The sequence below is a fragment of the Streptomyces sp. NPDC005728 genome (genome assembly GCF_040630895.1).
Lineage (GTDB): Bacteria > Actinomycetota > Actinomycetes > Streptomycetales > Streptomycetaceae > Streptomyces.
Genome location: NZ_JBEXYL010000097.1, coordinates 1 through 15,836, shown reverse-complemented (window position 1 = coordinate 15,836; position 15,836 = coordinate 1). Strand labels below are relative to the sequence as shown.

Annotated in this window: 12 protein-coding genes and 1 riboswitch; of the genes, 7 read left to right on the top strand and 5 right to left on the bottom strand. The window is 70.8% G+C overall.

Annotation, left to right across the window (positions count from 1 at the left end):
* Window positions 1-2 precede the first annotated feature (2 nt).
* From ABZ471_RS38940 to ABZ471_RS38930, 3 genes are read left to right on the top strand one after another with little or no spacing between them, the layout of a single operon-like run.
* Window positions 3-1,343 (top strand): MFS transporter, encoded by a 1,341-nt coding sequence (locus tag ABZ471_RS38940; RefSeq protein ID WP_359073410.1) that lies wholly within the window; start codon window positions 3-5, stop codon window positions 1,341-1,343.
* On the top strand, window positions 1,340-4,360 hold the full coding sequence (locus ABZ471_RS38935) for a beta-ketoacyl synthase N-terminal-like domain-containing protein (RefSeq protein WP_359073408.1): 3,021 nt from the start codon (window positions 1,340-1,342) through the stop codon (window positions 4,358-4,360). The genes ABZ471_RS38940 and ABZ471_RS38935 overlap by 4 nt, the downstream gene beginning before the upstream one ends.
* Entirely contained in the window at window positions 4,360-5,127 is a 768-nt protein-coding gene (locus ABZ471_RS38930) for an alpha/beta fold hydrolase (protein ID WP_359073406.1), read from the top strand. The genes ABZ471_RS38935 and ABZ471_RS38930 overlap by 1 nt, the downstream gene beginning before the upstream one ends.
* A gap of 125 nt (window positions 5,128-5,252) precedes the next feature.
* Here ABZ471_RS38930 and ABZ471_RS38925 read toward each other — a convergent pair whose 3' ends face one another.
* The 5 genes from ABZ471_RS38925 to ABZ471_RS38905 all read right to left on the bottom strand — a co-directional run bounded on the left by ABZ471_RS38925 (window position 5,253) and on the right by ABZ471_RS38905 (window position 11,710).
* Window positions 5,253-6,584: a hypothetical protein gene (locus ABZ471_RS38925; protein WP_359073404.1), complete on the bottom strand. Its 1,332-nt coding sequence runs from the start codon at window positions 6,582-6,584 to the stop codon at window positions 5,253-5,255.
* A gap of 52 nt (window positions 6,585-6,636) precedes the next feature.
* Entirely contained in the window at window positions 6,637-6,903 is a 267-nt protein-coding gene (locus ABZ471_RS38920; protein ID WP_359073403.1) for a hypothetical protein, read from the bottom strand.
* Between the two features lie 136 nt (window positions 6,904-7,039).
* Window positions 7,040-8,641 carry a M4 family metallopeptidase gene (locus ABZ471_RS38915; protein ID WP_359073401.1) on the bottom strand — a complete coding sequence of 534 codons (1,602 nt, stop codon included), beginning with the start codon at window positions 8,639-8,641 and terminating at the stop codon, window positions 7,040-7,042.
* A gap of 148 nt (window positions 8,642-8,789) precedes the next feature.
* Window positions 8,790-9,770, bottom strand: coding sequence for a LysR family transcriptional regulator (locus ABZ471_RS38910; RefSeq protein ID WP_359073400.1), 981 nt, complete (start codon window positions 9,768-9,770; stop codon window positions 8,790-8,792).
* A gap of 464 nt (window positions 9,771-10,234) precedes the next feature.
* A complete protein-coding gene (locus ABZ471_RS38905) occupies window positions 10,235-11,710 on the bottom strand; it encodes a hypothetical protein (protein ID WP_359073399.1) in 1,476 nt (491 codons plus the stop codon).
* Window positions 11,711-12,135: 425 nt separating this feature from the next.
* Window positions 12,136-12,304: riboswitch (cyclic di-AMP (ydaO/yuaA leader) on the top strand.
* An 8-nt stretch (window positions 12,305-12,312) separates the two neighbouring features.
* Here ABZ471_RS38905 and ABZ471_RS38900 point away from each other — a divergent pair.
* The 4 genes from ABZ471_RS38900 to ABZ471_RS38885 all read left to right on the top strand — a co-directional run bounded on the left by ABZ471_RS38900 (window position 12,313) and on the right by ABZ471_RS38885 (window position 15,758).
* Window positions 12,313-13,503, top strand: a complete 1,191-nt coding sequence (locus tag ABZ471_RS38900; protein ID WP_359073397.1) for an NlpC/P60 family protein — start codon at window positions 12,313-12,315, stop codon at window positions 13,501-13,503.
* 378 nt (window positions 13,504-13,881) lie between these two features.
* Window positions 13,882-14,220, top strand: a complete 339-nt coding sequence (locus ABZ471_RS38895) for an antibiotic biosynthesis monooxygenase family protein (protein WP_359073395.1) — start codon at window positions 13,882-13,884, stop codon at window positions 14,218-14,220.
* Window positions 14,217-15,113, top strand: coding sequence for an NAD(P)-dependent oxidoreductase (locus ABZ471_RS38890; RefSeq protein WP_359073393.1), 897 nt, complete (start codon window positions 14,217-14,219; stop codon window positions 15,111-15,113). The genes ABZ471_RS38895 and ABZ471_RS38890 overlap by 4 nt, the downstream gene beginning before the upstream one ends.
* A gap of 6 nt (window positions 15,114-15,119) precedes the next feature.
* Window positions 15,120-15,758 carry an amidohydrolase family protein gene (locus tag ABZ471_RS38885; RefSeq protein WP_359073391.1) on the top strand — a complete coding sequence of 213 codons (639 nt, stop codon included), beginning with the start codon at window positions 15,120-15,122 and terminating at the stop codon, window positions 15,756-15,758.
* The last annotated feature ends 78 nt before the right edge of the window (window positions 15,759-15,836 follow it).

Genomic DNA, 15,836 nt, shown 5'->3' with positions numbered 1-15,836 from the left:
TCATGACGAACGGAACCACTCCGGCCGCCCCTGTCACGCCCGCACCCGGCATCCGGCACCATCGGACGCTGCGCGTGCTCCTCGTGGCCGAGACCATCTCCATGCTCGGCACCCAGCTCAGCGCGATCGCCATGCCCTGGCTCGTGCTGCAACTGACCGGCTCCGCCGCTGACATGGGGCTGGTCATGGCGTCCCTGCTGGCCGCCATCGCGGTGTTCGGCTTCTTCGGCGCCTCCTGGACCGGACGCCTCGGCCCACGCAACGTCATGCTCATCGGGGATGCTGTCCGCGGCCCGCTGGTGGCACTGCTGCCCGTGCTGTACTTCCTCGATTGCCTCAACACGGCCACGTTCGTGGTGGTGATGTTCGCGATCGGCGCCTTCTACGCCCCGTACACCGCGAGTCAGCAGGCCATCCTGCCGAGCGTCGTCGGAGAGGACGAGCAACTGCTCGGCCGGGCGAACGCCGCGCTGCAGAGCGCGACCCGGCTCAGCGTGCTGCTCGGCCCGGTGCTCGGCGGTGTCCTCATCTCACTGTTCGGCGCTCCGACCGTGCTGATCGTGGACGCGGTCTCCTTCGCCGGCTCGGCCGTCCTGCTCCGCCTGTACCTGCCGCACACGCCCCGCACCACGGCCGGCCCGGGGCGTCGTACCCCGGCGGCCGGGTTCCGGCTGCTGATGCGGGAACGGTTGCTGGGCAGCTGGTCGGTGGCGCTGGCGCTCGGGGAGATGGCCTGGCAGGCGCTGTTCGCTCTGCTGCCGGTGATCGCCGTGTCGCGGGAGGACGGCTCCTCCGTCGTGGCGGGTGCCCTGCTGACCGCCTTCGGCGGCGGTGCGCTGACGGGCACCCTGCTGGCCGGACGGCTGCTGCGCCGGCTGCCTGCCCGGACCCTCGCTCTCACCGGCCGGGTGGCGTTGGGCGTGGGGTTCCTCGCGCTCCCGCTGCCGCTCGGCCTACCGGGCCTGTTCTGCCTGCTGGTGGTCGTCGGCTTCCTCAACGGTGTCTCCTCCGCACCGGTCGCCACCGTCCGGGTGCTGCGGATCCCCGAAGCACAGCGGCCCGAGGCGCTCACGGTGGCCATGGCGCTGACGCTGACCGGCGGCACGGCGGGCTGGGTGCTCTCCGGCACGCTGGCCCAGAAGGCGGGGCTGACCCCCGCCTTCTGGGCGCTGGCCGCCCTGCAGCTCACGGCCGCCGCCCTGTTCGTCTTCGGCGCCGTGGGCACCGCGTCCCCGGCACCCGCCGCGCCCTCGCCCACCGACCCCGCCGACCCCGCCGACCCCGCCGACCCCGCCGACCCCGCCGAGGACACTCGCACCCACCCCGCCAAGGACTCTCGATGACGTACGACCAGCAGGAAGACCAGGAACACCTCGTCGCGGTGGTGGGCATGGCAGGCCGGTTCCCCGGAGCTCCGGACGTGGAGCGCTTCTGGGAGAACCTGTGCGCCGCCCGGGAGACGATCTCCGTACTGCCCGACCGCGCCGACCCGGCGCACGCCGACTATGTGCCGGCCTACGGAGTGCTCGAAGGGGCCGGTGAGTTCGACGCGGCCTACTTCGGGCTGTCGGCCCATGACGCGCTCATCACCGACCCGCAGCAGCGGCTGCTGCTGGAGTGCGCCCACGAGGCACTCGAACGGGCCGGGCACGGGGGTGAGGACCGCCCGGTGACCGGCGTCTTCGTGGGCGCCGGGAACAACGGGTACGCCGAGGCGGTGCGCGCCCGCATCGACGAGCTGCCGTTCCTCGACGAATGGCGGCTGCGGCAGGCCACCGCACCCGACTTCGTCAGCACCCGCCTCGCCTACCACCTGGATCTGACCGGGCCGGCACTGACCGTGCAGACGGCGTGCTCGACCTCTCTGGTGGCGGTGCACCTGGCGGTGCAGGCACTGCTGAACGGCGAGTGCGACCTCGCGCTCGCCGGCGGTGCGACCGTCGTCCCGCACCTGCCCCGGATGCGCTACACCCCGGGCGGCATCGTCTCGGCAGACGGCCACTGCCGCGCCTTCGACGCCGACAGCGACGGTACGGTCGGAGCCAGCGCGGTGGGCGTGGTCGTACTGCGCCCACTGGCGGACGCCCTGGCGGACGGCGACCATGTGCACGCGGTGATCCGGGGCTCCGCGGTGAACAACGACGGCCGGCACAAGGCGGGGTTCACGGCACCCAGCGTGGTGGGCCAGGCCGAGGTGATCCGCCTCGCGCACGAGGTCGCCGGTGTCGATCCGGAGCAAGTGGGCTATGTGGAGGCGCACGGTACGGGCACCGCGCTCGGCGACCCGATCGAGGTGGCCGCGCTCACCCGGGCCTTCGGGTCCGGCTCCGGCCGGAATGGCCCCTGTCTGCTCGGTTCGGTGAAGACGAACATCGGGCACGCCGACTCGGCGGCCGGGGTGGCCGGTTTCATCAAGGCGGTCCTCAGCGTGGAGCACGGCATCGTGCCTGCCACGCTGCACTACCGGCGGCCCAACCCGGCCATCGACTTCTCCACGTCCGCGTTCGAGGTGAGCGGCACCACGCGCGCATGGCCGGGCGACGGTCCGCGGGTCGCCGGCGTCAACGCGCTCGGTGTCGGCGGGACCAACGCCCATGTGGTGCTGGAACAGGCGCCGCCGTCCGTGGCCTCGGCCCCGGTCGACGGCCGGCAGCTGCTGGTGGTCTCCGGCCGGACCCCCGAGGCCGCCGACGCCGCGGCGAGCCGTCTGGCCGACCACCTGGACGCGCACCAGAACACTCACCTGGCCGACGCGGCGTGGACCCTGCAGTCCGGTCGCGCCCACCACGCCCACCGCAGGTTCGTGGTCGCCGACGGCACACGTGAGGCGGTGTCGGCGCTCCGCGGCCGGCCGTCGGCCACGGGTGTCGGTGCGCTGTCCGACGCCGAGCAGGTCTTCCTGTTCCCCGGGCAGGGAGGCCAACATGTCGGCATGACCGCCGAGTTGTACGACGGCGAGCCCGAGTTCCGACGGCATCTGGACGAGGTGGCCGACGCGGTGGCCGGTCCCCTCGGACTGGACCTGCGGGAGGTGTTGTATCCCGGTACGGAGGCGGAGCGGCTGGTCGCGGCCGAACGGCTGGCGACCATCGGCGTCGGTCAGCCGGCGGTCTTCGCGGTGCAGTACGCCACCGCCCGGCTGCTGACGTCGTGGGGCCTGCGTCCCAGCGCCGTCACGGGGCACAGTCTCGGCGCCTACGCCGCCGCCTGTGTGGCCGGCGTGTTCTCGCCGAGGGACGCGGCCCGGCTGGTGGCGGAGCGGGGCCGGCTCCTCGGTACCGTGCCCGCCGGCGCGATGGCGGCCGTGCGCCTGCCGGAGGAAGAGGTCCTGCCGATGCTCCCGGCCGGCATCACGATCGGCGCGGTGAACGGCCCCGGCCAGTGCACCGTCACCGGCCCGGCCGCGTCGGTCGCCCGCTTCGCGGAGGAACTGACCGGCCGTGACATCGAGGCGCGGGTTCTGCGGATCGCCACGGCGGGTCACTCACCGCTCGTGGAGCCGATCGCCCGCCGCTTCGCCGAAGTGGTCGACGGCCTCCCGCGGGAGCGACCGACTCTCCCGGTGCTCTCGGACACCACCGGCTCATGGGCGGATCCCGAGGAGATCCGCACCGCGGACTACTGGGTGCGGCACCTGCGCCGGCCGGTCCGGTTCGGCGAGGTCCTGGACACCCTGTTCGGCACTCCGGACCGCGTCCTCGTCGATGTCGGCCCGGGCCGCACCCTGGCCACGCTGGCCCGGCAGCATCCGCGCTACGACACCAAGCAGGCCGTCGTCCGCCTTGCCCCGCACCCGGCGGAGGAGGCATCGGAGGCGGCGACGCTGCTGGCCGGTGTCGGTGAACTCTGGGCGCGCGGCGCGCGCCCCGACTTCGCCGCGCTGCACGGCCGTCAGCCCCGACGACGGGTGGCGCTGCCGACCTACCCGTTCGAACGCCGCGTCCACCTGGTGTCCGCACCGCCCCAGCCCGGCGCTGCGGAGGTGTCGTCCGCACACCGCGGCCACCTACCGCCGCCCGCGTCCGCCACCCCCGCGCCGCCCGCCACCGCGACGCCACAGACGGACACCGAGGCCGCCGCACCAGTACGCCCGGCCGCGGAGCACCCGCGTGTGCTGGACGCGGTGCTCGGCGCCTTCACGCAGGCTCTCGGCTATCCGGACATCGACCCGCACGACGGCCTCTTCGACCTCGGAGGGGACTCATTGACCGCTACGAAGCTCGCCGCGTGGGCCGCTGCCTCGTTCGACGTCACCGTCAAGGCCGCGGACGTCCTGCGCTCCCAGACCCCGTCGGCGCTCGCCACACTGCTCCAAGAGCGTGGGGCAGCATCCGCTTCCGCCAAGGAGACTTCCGCCTGATGACCGCCCCCCTGCCCTCCCCCGCGCCGCCCGGCACGACCGCCCGGCGCAACCCCTGGCTGACGGGCCGCCCCCTGCCCCAGCCCCCCGAGCGCCACCTGTACTGCTTCCCCCACTCGGGCGGGCTCCCCGGCGAGTACGTCCGCTGGGGACAGCAGTTGCCGGGCACCCAGGTGTACGGCGTCTGCCTGCCGGGACGCGCAGCCCGTGCCACCGAGCCGCCGCTGACCGACCTGGCCTCGGTGGTACGTGGGCTGCTCGACGACACGGAGTTCGTCCCGCCCTACGATCTCTTCGGGCACAGCCTCGGCGCGCTGGTCGCCTACGAGGTGACCCGAGAGCTGGTCGTCCGGGGGCGCCCGCTGCCCGAACGGCTCATCGTGTCGGCATTTCCCGCACCGCATCGACCGCGCCGCGCGGCACGGCTGTCCGACAAAACGGACGACGAGCTGGTCACGGCCCTGGACGAACGCTACGGCGGCATCCCACCTCAGATCGCCGCGGACGCCGATCTGATGGCCCTGCTGCTGCCGCAGTTCCGTGCGGACTTCACGCTGCTGGAGAACTACCGCCACCAGGAGGGTGAGCCGCTGCCGGTGCGCCTGGACGTTCTCGGCGGGGACGCGGACGCCGTCACCCGCGAGGAGCTCGGGCAGTGGGAACAGCACAGCACCGGATCCGTGCGGGTGCACCGGGTTCCGGGTGGTCATTTCTACTTCCGTGACAACCCGGCACCGCTTCTCAGCGTGCTGGCACGCCGGACCTGACGACCACCCAGCCCCTCCGGCTCCTCGGCCGGCCGGCGGTGTCCCAGGGCACGGCGGAAGTCCGCCGCGCCCTGGGACACCGGATGTGTGCCTCGGGACTCGCTGCCCGGCGGCACACATCGCGGTCAGCTGAGTGAGCTGTCTATCGAGGACAGGGGCACGGAGAACAGCACCCGTTGAGGAATCGCACTATCGGTTCCTGTCCAGTGCCCCGTGCTGTCGGCCGCCCATTCGGTGAGCGTCCACACCCGGCCCGTACTCCACCAGTAGGACATGCTCTCGGTGTGCTGTCCCCAGCAGGCGTACGTGATGTCCTGCCCGCAGTTGGCGGCCGCCTTGGCCTCGCTGGTGTTCTGCCGCCACAGGATGCCGTGCTGGCCGACACCGCCGCGCGCGTCGTCGACGTAGAAGTTCGGTGTGCCGCCGCTGGTGGCGCTGTGCGACAGCACGCCCTGGAGCCCGACGGCCTTCGTCTCGTACGCCTTCGAGGCGTCCACGTGGCCGCTGCTGTCCTTGGCGAGGTAGCCCGGCTCGGAGCTGAAGTCGTACCGCCAGATGCGGGCAGGCTGCGTGCCGCCGGAGGAGAACCACTCGGTGGCGACCAGACTGTCCGGCACACTGCTGCGGTCCAGCGAGATGGAGCCGAAGCAGGGCCGGGAGTCGTCGTTGGCAGAGCTGCAGGACCCGCCGGCGAGGCTGTAGGAGCCGATGGCCGGCATCACGTACTGGTAGCCGTCCGCCGACCAGCCGCCGCTCACCTTGCCGACCGCGGGGCTGTTGACGGTCGCCTGGAGGATGCGCTTCATGTCGAAGATGTACATCACGTTGTTGTCGGCGTCGCCCTCCCACGACGTGACGATCAGCTTGTCCTGGTACCAGACCATGCCGCCCATGTGGGACTTGAGTGCGCGGTAGTCGGTGCCGCCGTTGAGCGGGATGACCGGCAGCACCCAGCGGTACTTGAAGTCGCTCGGGTCATTGGCGTCGATGAAGGCGATTCGGCCCATGTGGTCGGTGGTGGTGGTGCCGTTCTGGCCCCATCCGGACAGGATGACCTTGTCGGTGCCCCATGTGCCGTCGTTGTCCGCGTCTCCGGAGGAGGTCACGGACTGCGGCAGCCAGTCCTGCGCCACCGCGTCACCGGTGTCCCAGCAGTAGGAGGACTCAGCGGTCGGTTTCACCGGCAGGGCGGCGGTCTCGGTGCTGTAGCAGTTCGCCGCGTTCCGCATCGGGTGGTTGGCACTGGCGAGGACCTGGTCGACCCCGCGGGAGGTACCCATCTCGCTCGCCAGGTTGTCGAGAGAGGCCGTCGGGACGCGGTGCTCGACCAGCTGGAGCTTCGACAGCTCCGCGGAGGAGGTGATGGTGGTCAGCGCCCCGGGGTCGTCGCCGGGTGCAGCCTGAGCGGTGCCCGCCAGAACCAGCAGCATGGCTGCCGCCGAATACGCGGTGGCCACAGCGGGTCTCAGGCGATTCTTGAATATTCCATGGACCTTCACGTCACCGATGTTATGGCGCTGTCGGACCGCCCTCACCTGGTCGGTAACGTCCCTTTGCCAGCGCCTCTCTGACGTCGAACACTTCACCACGCCACGGGTAGCCGAAGTGTTCCGGCCGCAGCCCCCAGAGGGCGAGCACGTCCTCCAGCGCGGTCTCGTCGGCCGCCAAGGCGGCGCGCATCAGCACGGCGTCGACCGACGCCGAGGCCGAACTCGCACGAGCGGTGACCAGCCGTCGCCCCAGGCACAGCGTGGTCAGCTTGTCGGTCGGCCGCACCGATCGCTCATTCGCGGCTCTCATCCTGACGTACGCAACTGCGTCGTCGGAAAGCCGGGGCCCGGGCGACGACTTTGGGGGGTTCCCGTCGTCGTCCGGGCCCCGGCTTCCGCGGATCGGGGGGCGCGTCGGTGCGTCAGTTGACGTTGACCGCGCTCCAGGCCGCGGCCACGGTGGCGTACTCGGGGCTGGTGGCGCCGTAGAGGTCCTTCGCCGCGTTCAGGGTCGCGGTGCGGGCGCCCTTGTAGTCCGTGGTGGAGGTCATGTAGACGGTCAGCGCCCGGTACCAGATGGCGGAGGCCTTCTGGTTGCCGATACCGGTGACGGTGGAGCCGTTGTACGTGGGGCTGTTGTAGGTGATGCCGTTGATGGTCTTGGTGCCGCTGCCCTCACTGGCGAGGTAGAACCAGTGGTTGCCGACGCCCGAGGAGTTGTGCACGTCGAGCCGGCCGACGGACTTCGACCAGTAGTCGGCGGAGCGGCCGTCCAGGGACGGCTTGTCGAAGCGGCGCAGCCACGGCGGGGTGGACTGGTCGCTGAAGAGGTAGTCGGGGGTGTCGATCGGGTTGTTGGCGTACCACTCGACCATGGTGCCGAGGATGTCGCTGGTGGCCTCGTTCAGGCCGCCGGACTCACCGCTGTAGCGCAGGTTGGCGGTGGCCGAGGTGACGCCGTGGGTCATCTCGTGGCCCATGGTGTCGAGGTCGACCTGCTCGGGGTCGGTGGTGCCGTCGCCGTCACCGGTCATCATGCAGAAGCAGGAGTCCGACCACTGGGCGTTGTCCCACTTGGTGCCGACGTGGACGAAGACGGTGGCGCCGCGGCCGTCGTTCTTGATGCCGTTGCGGCCGAAGGTCGTCTTGTAGTAGTCGAACGTCTCCGCGGTGTTGACGTGCGCGTCGACGGCGGCGGTGGCGCGGTCGGTGGAGAACTTCTTGCCGTCGCCCCAGGTGTTGTCGGCGTCGGTGAACAGAGTGCCGGATGTGCTCTTCAGGGACGAGGACGAGAGGTTGTGTGCGTCCTTGGTGATGTGGCCGCGGACCGGGTCGATCAGGGCGAAGGTGCCGTCGGCCTGCTGGGTGGTGTCGAGGCTCACGTCACCGGTGTACTCGGAGTGGCCGGTGCCGGTCGCCTCGCGCTCGGCGTCGTAGTTCTCGATCGCCGCGCCGGTGGTGGCGTCGGTGACGAAGACCTGGCCGTGCGGCTGACCCTTGTCGCCGAGGCCCTGCACGGTGGTGCGCCAGGCCAGGCGGGGGGTGCCGTCGGCGGCCCACACGATCAGCTCGGGGGTGGACTTCGCGTTGCGCACCAACCCGTGCGAGCGCTTCAGGGCGCCGGCTGCGGTGCCCTTGGCGTCGACGGCGGGAGCGACGGACTTGAGCGCCACCTTGTGGGCCTTGGCGCGGTTGGATCCCTTGAGCGAGCCATCAGCCTTCTGGTGGACGACGAAGTCGCCGCCGACGACAGGAAGGCCGCGGTAGGTCCGCTCGAAGCGGACGTGCTGGGTGCCGTCGGCGTCGATCACGACGTCCTTGACGTGGAGTCTCTGGCCCGTGCCGAAACCGAAGGTGTCGGCGTGCCGGGTCACGTTCGCCTTGGCCTGGGATATCGCCGTGTCGCGGACGGATATTCCGCCCCGCACTGCGTTGGTCTGCGAGTGCGCGGGGACGGCCATCGCACCCGTGGTGATGACGCCGGCTGCGACCATCGCGGAAAGGGCAAGAAGGGGACGGGGCATGACGGGGTGATTCCTTCGCTCGTCGTGGGGTGACGACGTCCTGGGGGACGTTGACGCGAAGTGTTCACCAGGTGACATGTTCCTGACGTGACTCCATCTGGGATATAACCCCGGAGCTATAGGGCAGGGAGATCCGTGGCCCGGCCGGTCACGTGCCGTCGCCCAGGGCGAACTCCTCGCCCCCGTCCTGCCACCAGGCCAGATACTGCGGCCGCTGCCGCACCAGCGACAGGTAGGCGGCCAGCAGACGCTCGCACGCCGCGTCGGCGAGTTCGGGCAGAACCGATTCCGTGTTCCAGGCCAGCAGGAGCCGCCGGTAGAACGGGACGTCCACGAGCGGTCGCTGCACGGTGCCCTGGGCGGGGACGTCCGCGGTCGGCCATACGCCGCAGACGGCACGGCGGCCGGCAACCAGGATGTGCGCCACGGACAGGTCCGGCGTCACATGGGCGATGCGCGGAGTGAATCCCGCAGACCGACAGGCGAGATGAAGGTACGCGTGCACACCGCTCTCGTCGGCCTCCGGCATGACCCACTCCTCACCCGCCAGCTCATGGAGGCTGACCGCCTCCTGGCACGCCAGCGGGTGGTCCTCGGCGAGCAGGACGAAGACCGGCTCGCGGAGCAGTGTGCGCGTCCCCACCGACTCGCCGACCGGAAGGGGGAAGCCGGGGAACTCGCCGAACACCGCGATGTCGCATTTCGAGAGGCTCAGCGATTTCACCAGGGTGTGCACGGAACGGCGGGCATCTATGGTGAGCCGGCGTTCCGGGACGAGTTCGAAGAGCGCGGAGACCAGCAGGGACACCAGGGGGCCGGCGGTTCCGCCCGCCCGCAGCGGAGCGGTGGCCTGCCTGTCCGCCTCGGCCGCCGATCGCGCATGCTCGCGCAGCCGGTCGAAGCCGACGACGAGGTCACGGGCGCAGCGCAGGACGTACTGCCCGTTCTCGTTCGGCGTCACCCCGTCGGCGCTGCGGATGAAGAGCGGGCCGCCCAGCTCGTGTTCGATCCGCTTCAGCTGAGCGCTCGTGGCGGGCTGGGAAAGCTGCAGCCGTGCAGCGGCCTTGCGGATGCTGCCGGCCTCGGCCACGGTGAGCAGGATACGGAGGTGCCGGAACTCGAGGTGCATGAACATTCCCCGCTCAGCGCGGGGGACCCCTGCACCCCCCGTGACCAGCAGAACCAGTTGCCCGACGGCATGGTGACCAAGAGTCTGCCGGACCCGTGGGGGCGGCAACCATGGGACGGTAAAAACCTACGTGCGAACGCCACGGCGTTCACCGTCATCACGGCACCAGTCTGCATATACCGGCATGATTCACCGGGCTGCCCCGATCATCTGACGGTCCGTCAATAGCTCGTGCGCCGGCGCCTTCGCCACTGCGGCAGAAGCGTCTTGGCCTCGACGGGCTGCTGGTTCGTCACTCCTGGCGCAGAGAGGCGAGCCAGCTGTCGTCCTGGAACTCGGCAGGGACCTCGTCCCAGGACGGATCGATCCCGCGGCGCTCCAGCTCGTCGAACCACCGGTCCCGCTGCGACTCGGGGAGACGTCGTCCGCACCAGGGACAGAAATCTTTCTGGCCGGCACCGGCTTCATCTCGGGGCTCGCGTGATGACCCGTTCCATCACCGTCTCGGGCAGTACCGGGTTGCTCGCGGCGGCTCGGGCGAGGGAGTTGTCGGGGCCGTCGATCAGGGTTTCCAGGACCGGGAGGGCCAGGGCGGGGTGGGCGGCCGCGTGGCGCCGCGTGTCGGCATCCTGGGCGGCCAGGCAGAGCAGCAGCGTCTCGGACCGTGCCGCCGGGTGGCGGGCGATCTCTCGCAGGGCGCGGCTGGTGCCGGCCGGGTGCGCCGCCATGCGGTGCAACAGGTCGGCGGGACAGCCGGGGTGGCGGCCGACCGCGGCGAAGACGGGCGGCCCGTGCCTTTCGACCAGTTCGGCGAGCCGTTCGGGAGCCAGTTCCGGGCGGGCGGCGATCCGCTGGGCCACTGCGATGTCCGGGTCGGCGGCGAGCCGTTCGACGAGGTCGCCCGGCAGCCGGGTCCGGTCGGCGGCCAGCGCCCTGGCCTGCGCCACCCGACCGGTGGCCAGCGTGCGGAGTTCACGCTCGGTGGCGGACTCGACGCGGGGTGCCGGTTCGCCTGGCAGCCGTTCGTGAGCGGCCAGAGCGGTGAGCAGGTCGAGCGGGACGGCCGGGTTCTGTGCGACGGCTCGGCGGACCTCGGCAGCGGGGTCGGCGGCGAGTCCACGCAGCAAGATGTCGGGGACCGCAGGGTTCGCGGCGATCACAGCGCGGACGTCGCAGGAGGGGTGGGTGGCGAGCCGCTTCAGGAAGTCGGCCGGCAGGTCGGTGCGGGCAGCGAACATCGTGACCGTCCAGACCTCGGGGGCGTCCAGGAAAGCAGCGAGCCCCTCAGGCGGAACGGCCGGGTGGCCGGCGGCCACCAGCCGGACGCGCCGGATGCCGGGTGTGTGGTCCGCACACGCCGCCTCGCGGCGGTGGCAGGCACCGCAGCGGGTCGGGACCGGCCACCCGCCGTCGGCGAGGAGGGCGGCGAGCAGCGAGGGCGGCGCGTTCTCGTTGTCGGCGACGGCCTGCCGCACGACGGTGCTGGGATGGCGGGCGAGGTGGGAGAGCAGCTCGGGCGGAAGGTGCGCGTTCCCGGCAGCGCCGACGACGACCGCCGGGTCCGGGTCGTGGGCGAGGGAGGCGATGACGTCGGCGGGAGCGTCGAGGGCGTAGGCGACTTCCTGCCGTACCTCGGGGTCCGGATCGGTGGCGGCCTTCCGCCAGGCGGCGGCCGGCGCCACCCCGCCGAGGATCGCGTCGAGCAGCCGTCCGGGATGCTCCTGGGGAATCTCGGGCCAGGGCACCAGCCCGCTCCGGACCAGAAAACAGGTGAGCGACGGGTTGCCGACGGCGAGCAGATCCCTTACCTGTGGGGGCGTCAGCCGCTCACGATCGGCCAGCGTGAACAGGACCTCCTCGTCGCCGCTCGCCACGAGCCCGGCGAACAGTTTCGCGGGCATGGCCGGATTCTCGGCCAGCCCCAGCAGTGCGTCACGCAAACGATCCCTCTCCCGACGACTGGGTCTGCCGACCACCTGGTGGCTGCCGGCGGCAGGTCCATGTAACCGGAAGGACCGCTCGACCGTCTCTTGCATATCGCCTTGGACTGGCGGACGGCCAGGACGGCCGGAAACGGGCTGACCGCCGGTGACGCCGACGAGGGCACTTCCTGCGGATCACCTGAGGGCCGTCCGGCCGGGGCACGATCCACCCCTCGCCCGGACGCGGGGAGACATGGGCAGGCATCGCAATTCCGGCCGACTCATCCCACACCAAGGCAGACTGACGGCACTCAACGACGCCACCGAGAAAAGGTCACGAAAATGTATCGGACATATCGCCCACCAACCTTCACAGGGGCCACACGAGTTGGCTAGCGTTCCCGCCAGGCCGCCCGACCTACACCGGCGAACCTCGCCGGGCCGTGCGGCCTCCGCCGAGTCCGGCACGCCCGCGCGGCAGCCGGAGCCGGGGACCCACCGACCTTGGGGTGAATCGGCCCAACTCCCTCCGGGGAAGGGTCGTAGGGCAACCCTTCCGAACCATCCGCCCGAACCCGACAGCTAACTCGGTAGGCGGAACATGGAAGGAGTCGCCTCCCTTGGCGTCGCACCGCAAGTCGCGCCCCACGGGTCCGCGCATAGCCGGCATACGCACCCCCGTGCTCGCCACGGCCGCGCTCACCTCCGTGGCCCTGCTGTCCCAGACCGCCCATGCCACCCCCTCCGCCGACGACAAGCCGAGCCTCGAAGAGGTCCAGAAGAAGGTCGACGGCCTGTACCGCCAGGCCGAGTCGGCGACCGAGAAGTACGACGCGGCCAAGGAGAAGACCGCGAAGGAGCGCAAGCGCGTCGACACCCTGCTCGACGACGTGGCCAAGCGCACGGCCAAGCTCAACAAGGCGCGTGAGGAGCTGGGTTCGTTCGCCGCGGCCCAGTACCGGACCGGGGCCGCATCCCCCGACACCGCGACCCTCCTGCTCGCGGACTCCCCGCAGGACTACTTCGACCAGGCTCAGCTGATGAGCCGGCTGACCTCCCGCCAGAAGGGCGCGGTCGACGACTACGTCACCGAGCAGTCCGCGACCATGAAGACGCGGCGGGAGGCTGTCAAGAGCCTCAAAACGCTGACCCAGTCGCAGAACGACCTCAAGACGGCCAAGTCCACCGTCCAGAAGAAGCTGTCCACCGCGCGGGAGCTGCTGTCCACGCTGACGGCGGAGGAAAAGGCACGCCTCGCGGCGATCGAGAAGCAGAAGCAGGAGGAGGCGGCGCGGAAGGCGGCGGAACTCGCCAAGCAGCAGGCCGCGGCCGCGCAGGCGGCGAAGCAGCAGAGCCCGTCTTCGGGCTCGACCTCGAATTCCGGCTCGACCTCGGGTTCATCCTCGGGTTCGGGTTCGGGCACTTCCACCTCCCCGTCGGGCTCCACGTCCGCCACCAAGGCAGCGAAAGCGCTCGCCTTCGCCCGCGCACAGATCGGCAAGCCGTACGTCTGGGGTGCGACCGGGCCCGGCTCCTACGACTGCTCCGGCCTCACCCAGGCTGCCTGGAAGGCCGCCGGCGTCTCCCTGCCGCGCACCACCTACGACCAGGTGAGCGCTGGTACGACGGTGCCCCTGACCGACGCCCGGCCGGGCGACCTCGTCTTCTTCTACGACGACATCAGCCACGTCGGTGTCTACATCGGCAACGGCATGATGATCCACGCCCCGAAGCCCGGTGCCTACGTCCGCGAGGAATCCATCTACTACGGCGGCGACTCGATCATCCACAGCGTGGTCCGCCCGGCCTGACGGTCAGGGGTGGAGAAAGGCCCGACGCGCCGGCGTGACGGCCGCCCGCAATGACAACGACCGAGGCGACCACCGCCCCACGGCACGGCTGCCCATGCCCGGGCCACGCCGTGCCGGACGGGACGGGGCTCGCCGACGGCGGCTGATCCGGCGTGGTTCGAGGGATACGAAAGGGGGTTGCAGACCCCCGTTCGGGTGCGGCCATCCGCGGCCTGCAACCGGCAAAACGCACCACCTCGTCACTCACCCGAACAGAGCAACCACAAAGGGTTGTCCCCTTGTACCCGTTGGCATGTCCCCCATTCGGAGTTGCGTCCGCACGGGGGACATGAGGCTGTGGGAGTCGTGTCCTACCGGATCTCACCCTCAGGAGGAGACATGGGCACGAGGAACAGCGGCCAACCGGCCGACAAGCTGAGCGTCGTCTTCACCGTCCGAGTGATCGAGGGCGGCGAGCAGGGATTCCTGGATCTCTACGACCAGCTCCGCAAGTCCGTGGCCCAGACCCCCGGCCACATCGTCGAGAGGCTGGGAGCACCCGTGGACGACTCGCGGCAGTGGGTCATCACCAGCGAGTGGCAGACGGCCGAGCACTTCTTCGCCTGGCAGCAGAGCGAGGAGCACCGCGCACTGGTGGCTCCGCTGCGCCAGTGGGTCGACTCGACGCAGTCGCTGCGGTTCCGAGTCGTCAAGGAGACCAAGGGAGTGATGTCATGACGCGCACCGCCAACGGCCCCGTCGCCGTACTCGGGCTCGGCACGATGGGCACCGGCCTGGCCACCCGCCTCCTCGATCAGGGAATACCGGCCCGAGTCTGGAACCGTACCTCGGAGCGAGCCGGACCGCTTGCCGAGGCAGGCGCCTTCGTCGCCTCGCACCCCGCCGACGCCGTCGCGGGTACGAGTGCCGCCATCTGCGTCGTCGCCGACGGCGAAGCCCTCGGCTCCGTGCTGCACGGACCCGACGGCGTGCTGGCCGAGGGCCCCTACCCCGGCGTCCTGATCTGCGCCAGCACCGTCTCCCCCGAAGAGGTCGTCCAGATCGCCGGGGACATCCCCTCGGTTCTGGACGTCGGGATGCTCGGCAACCGCGACCACGCCCGTGACGGCGAGCTGCGGCTCTTCGTCGGCGGCGAGGAGCAGGCGTTCGACGCCGGCCGCCCGCTGCTGGAGATGCTGGGCAAGGAGGTCGTCCATCTGGGCGCACTCGGTTCCGGCATGCGGATGAAACTGTGCCTCAACCTCCTGATGGGCATAGAGGTACAGGCCCTGGCCGAGGTCACCGAACTGGCGGGCGCCTGCGGACTCGACCGGCAGCTGGTCCTCAAGACCGTCGCAGGCAGCGGCTTCGCCTCTCCGGTCATGGCGTTCAAGTCGAGGCGCCTGGGTTCCGGCCGTTTCGAAGAGCCGGACTTCCGGCTGCGGCTTATGGCGAAAGACCTCATGCTCGCTACCAAGCAGGCAGCAGCAGTCGGCCTGACTCTGCCGCTGGCGGCCGCCGCGGCGGAGACCCACGTCCGTGCCACCGAGCAAGGACTGGGCGACCAGGACTGTGCCGCGGTCACCCGTGCACTCGCACCAAAACCGCGCACTCACACCGAAACCGGGTAGCGACACGTGATCATCGACATCCACGGGCATCTCTCCCCGCCGGAGGCGGCCAAACGCTTCCCCATGCCGCCGAGCCTGACCGACGTCGACGGCATGCTCGCCGCTCGCGCCGAGGCCGGCATCGACCTCACCATCATCGGCAGCCCCGTCGGCGCCGGAGCGATGGCGCGGGTACCGGGCGTGGACAACTACGCGCAACCACGAGACCGGCTGCGCAGTTTCCACGCCTGGATGTCGGGGCTGATCGCCAGGTTCCCGGACCGGTTGCGCGGCTATGTGTACGCCAACCCGTTCGGGGACGACGATCACCTCGACGGGGTGCGGGAGACCCTGGAGGACCCGGCCTTCGTCGGCCTGATCACCACGTCCAGCGTCCACGGGGAGCTGCTCGGCTCCGCGCGTGCCGACTCCTTCTTCGCGCTTGCCGCGGAGGCGGGGGTACCGGTCCTGGTGCACGCCCCGGCGGAACCGGTCGGCACGGAACGGGTCGACGAGATCGGCTTCGTCGAGCAGATCGGCCGGTTCGACGACGTCACCCTGGGCATGGCCATGATCGCCTTCGCGGGGTGGTTGGACAAGTACCCGGATCTACGGGTGATCGGCGCGACCGGCGGCGGCGCGATGGCGCTGCTGCCGGAGCGCTGAGCCGGTGGCCGTGGTCGTCAGCTCAGCAGTGTGATCCCCTCGGGCACCTCGATCCCGAACTCCTCCTCCACCACGCGC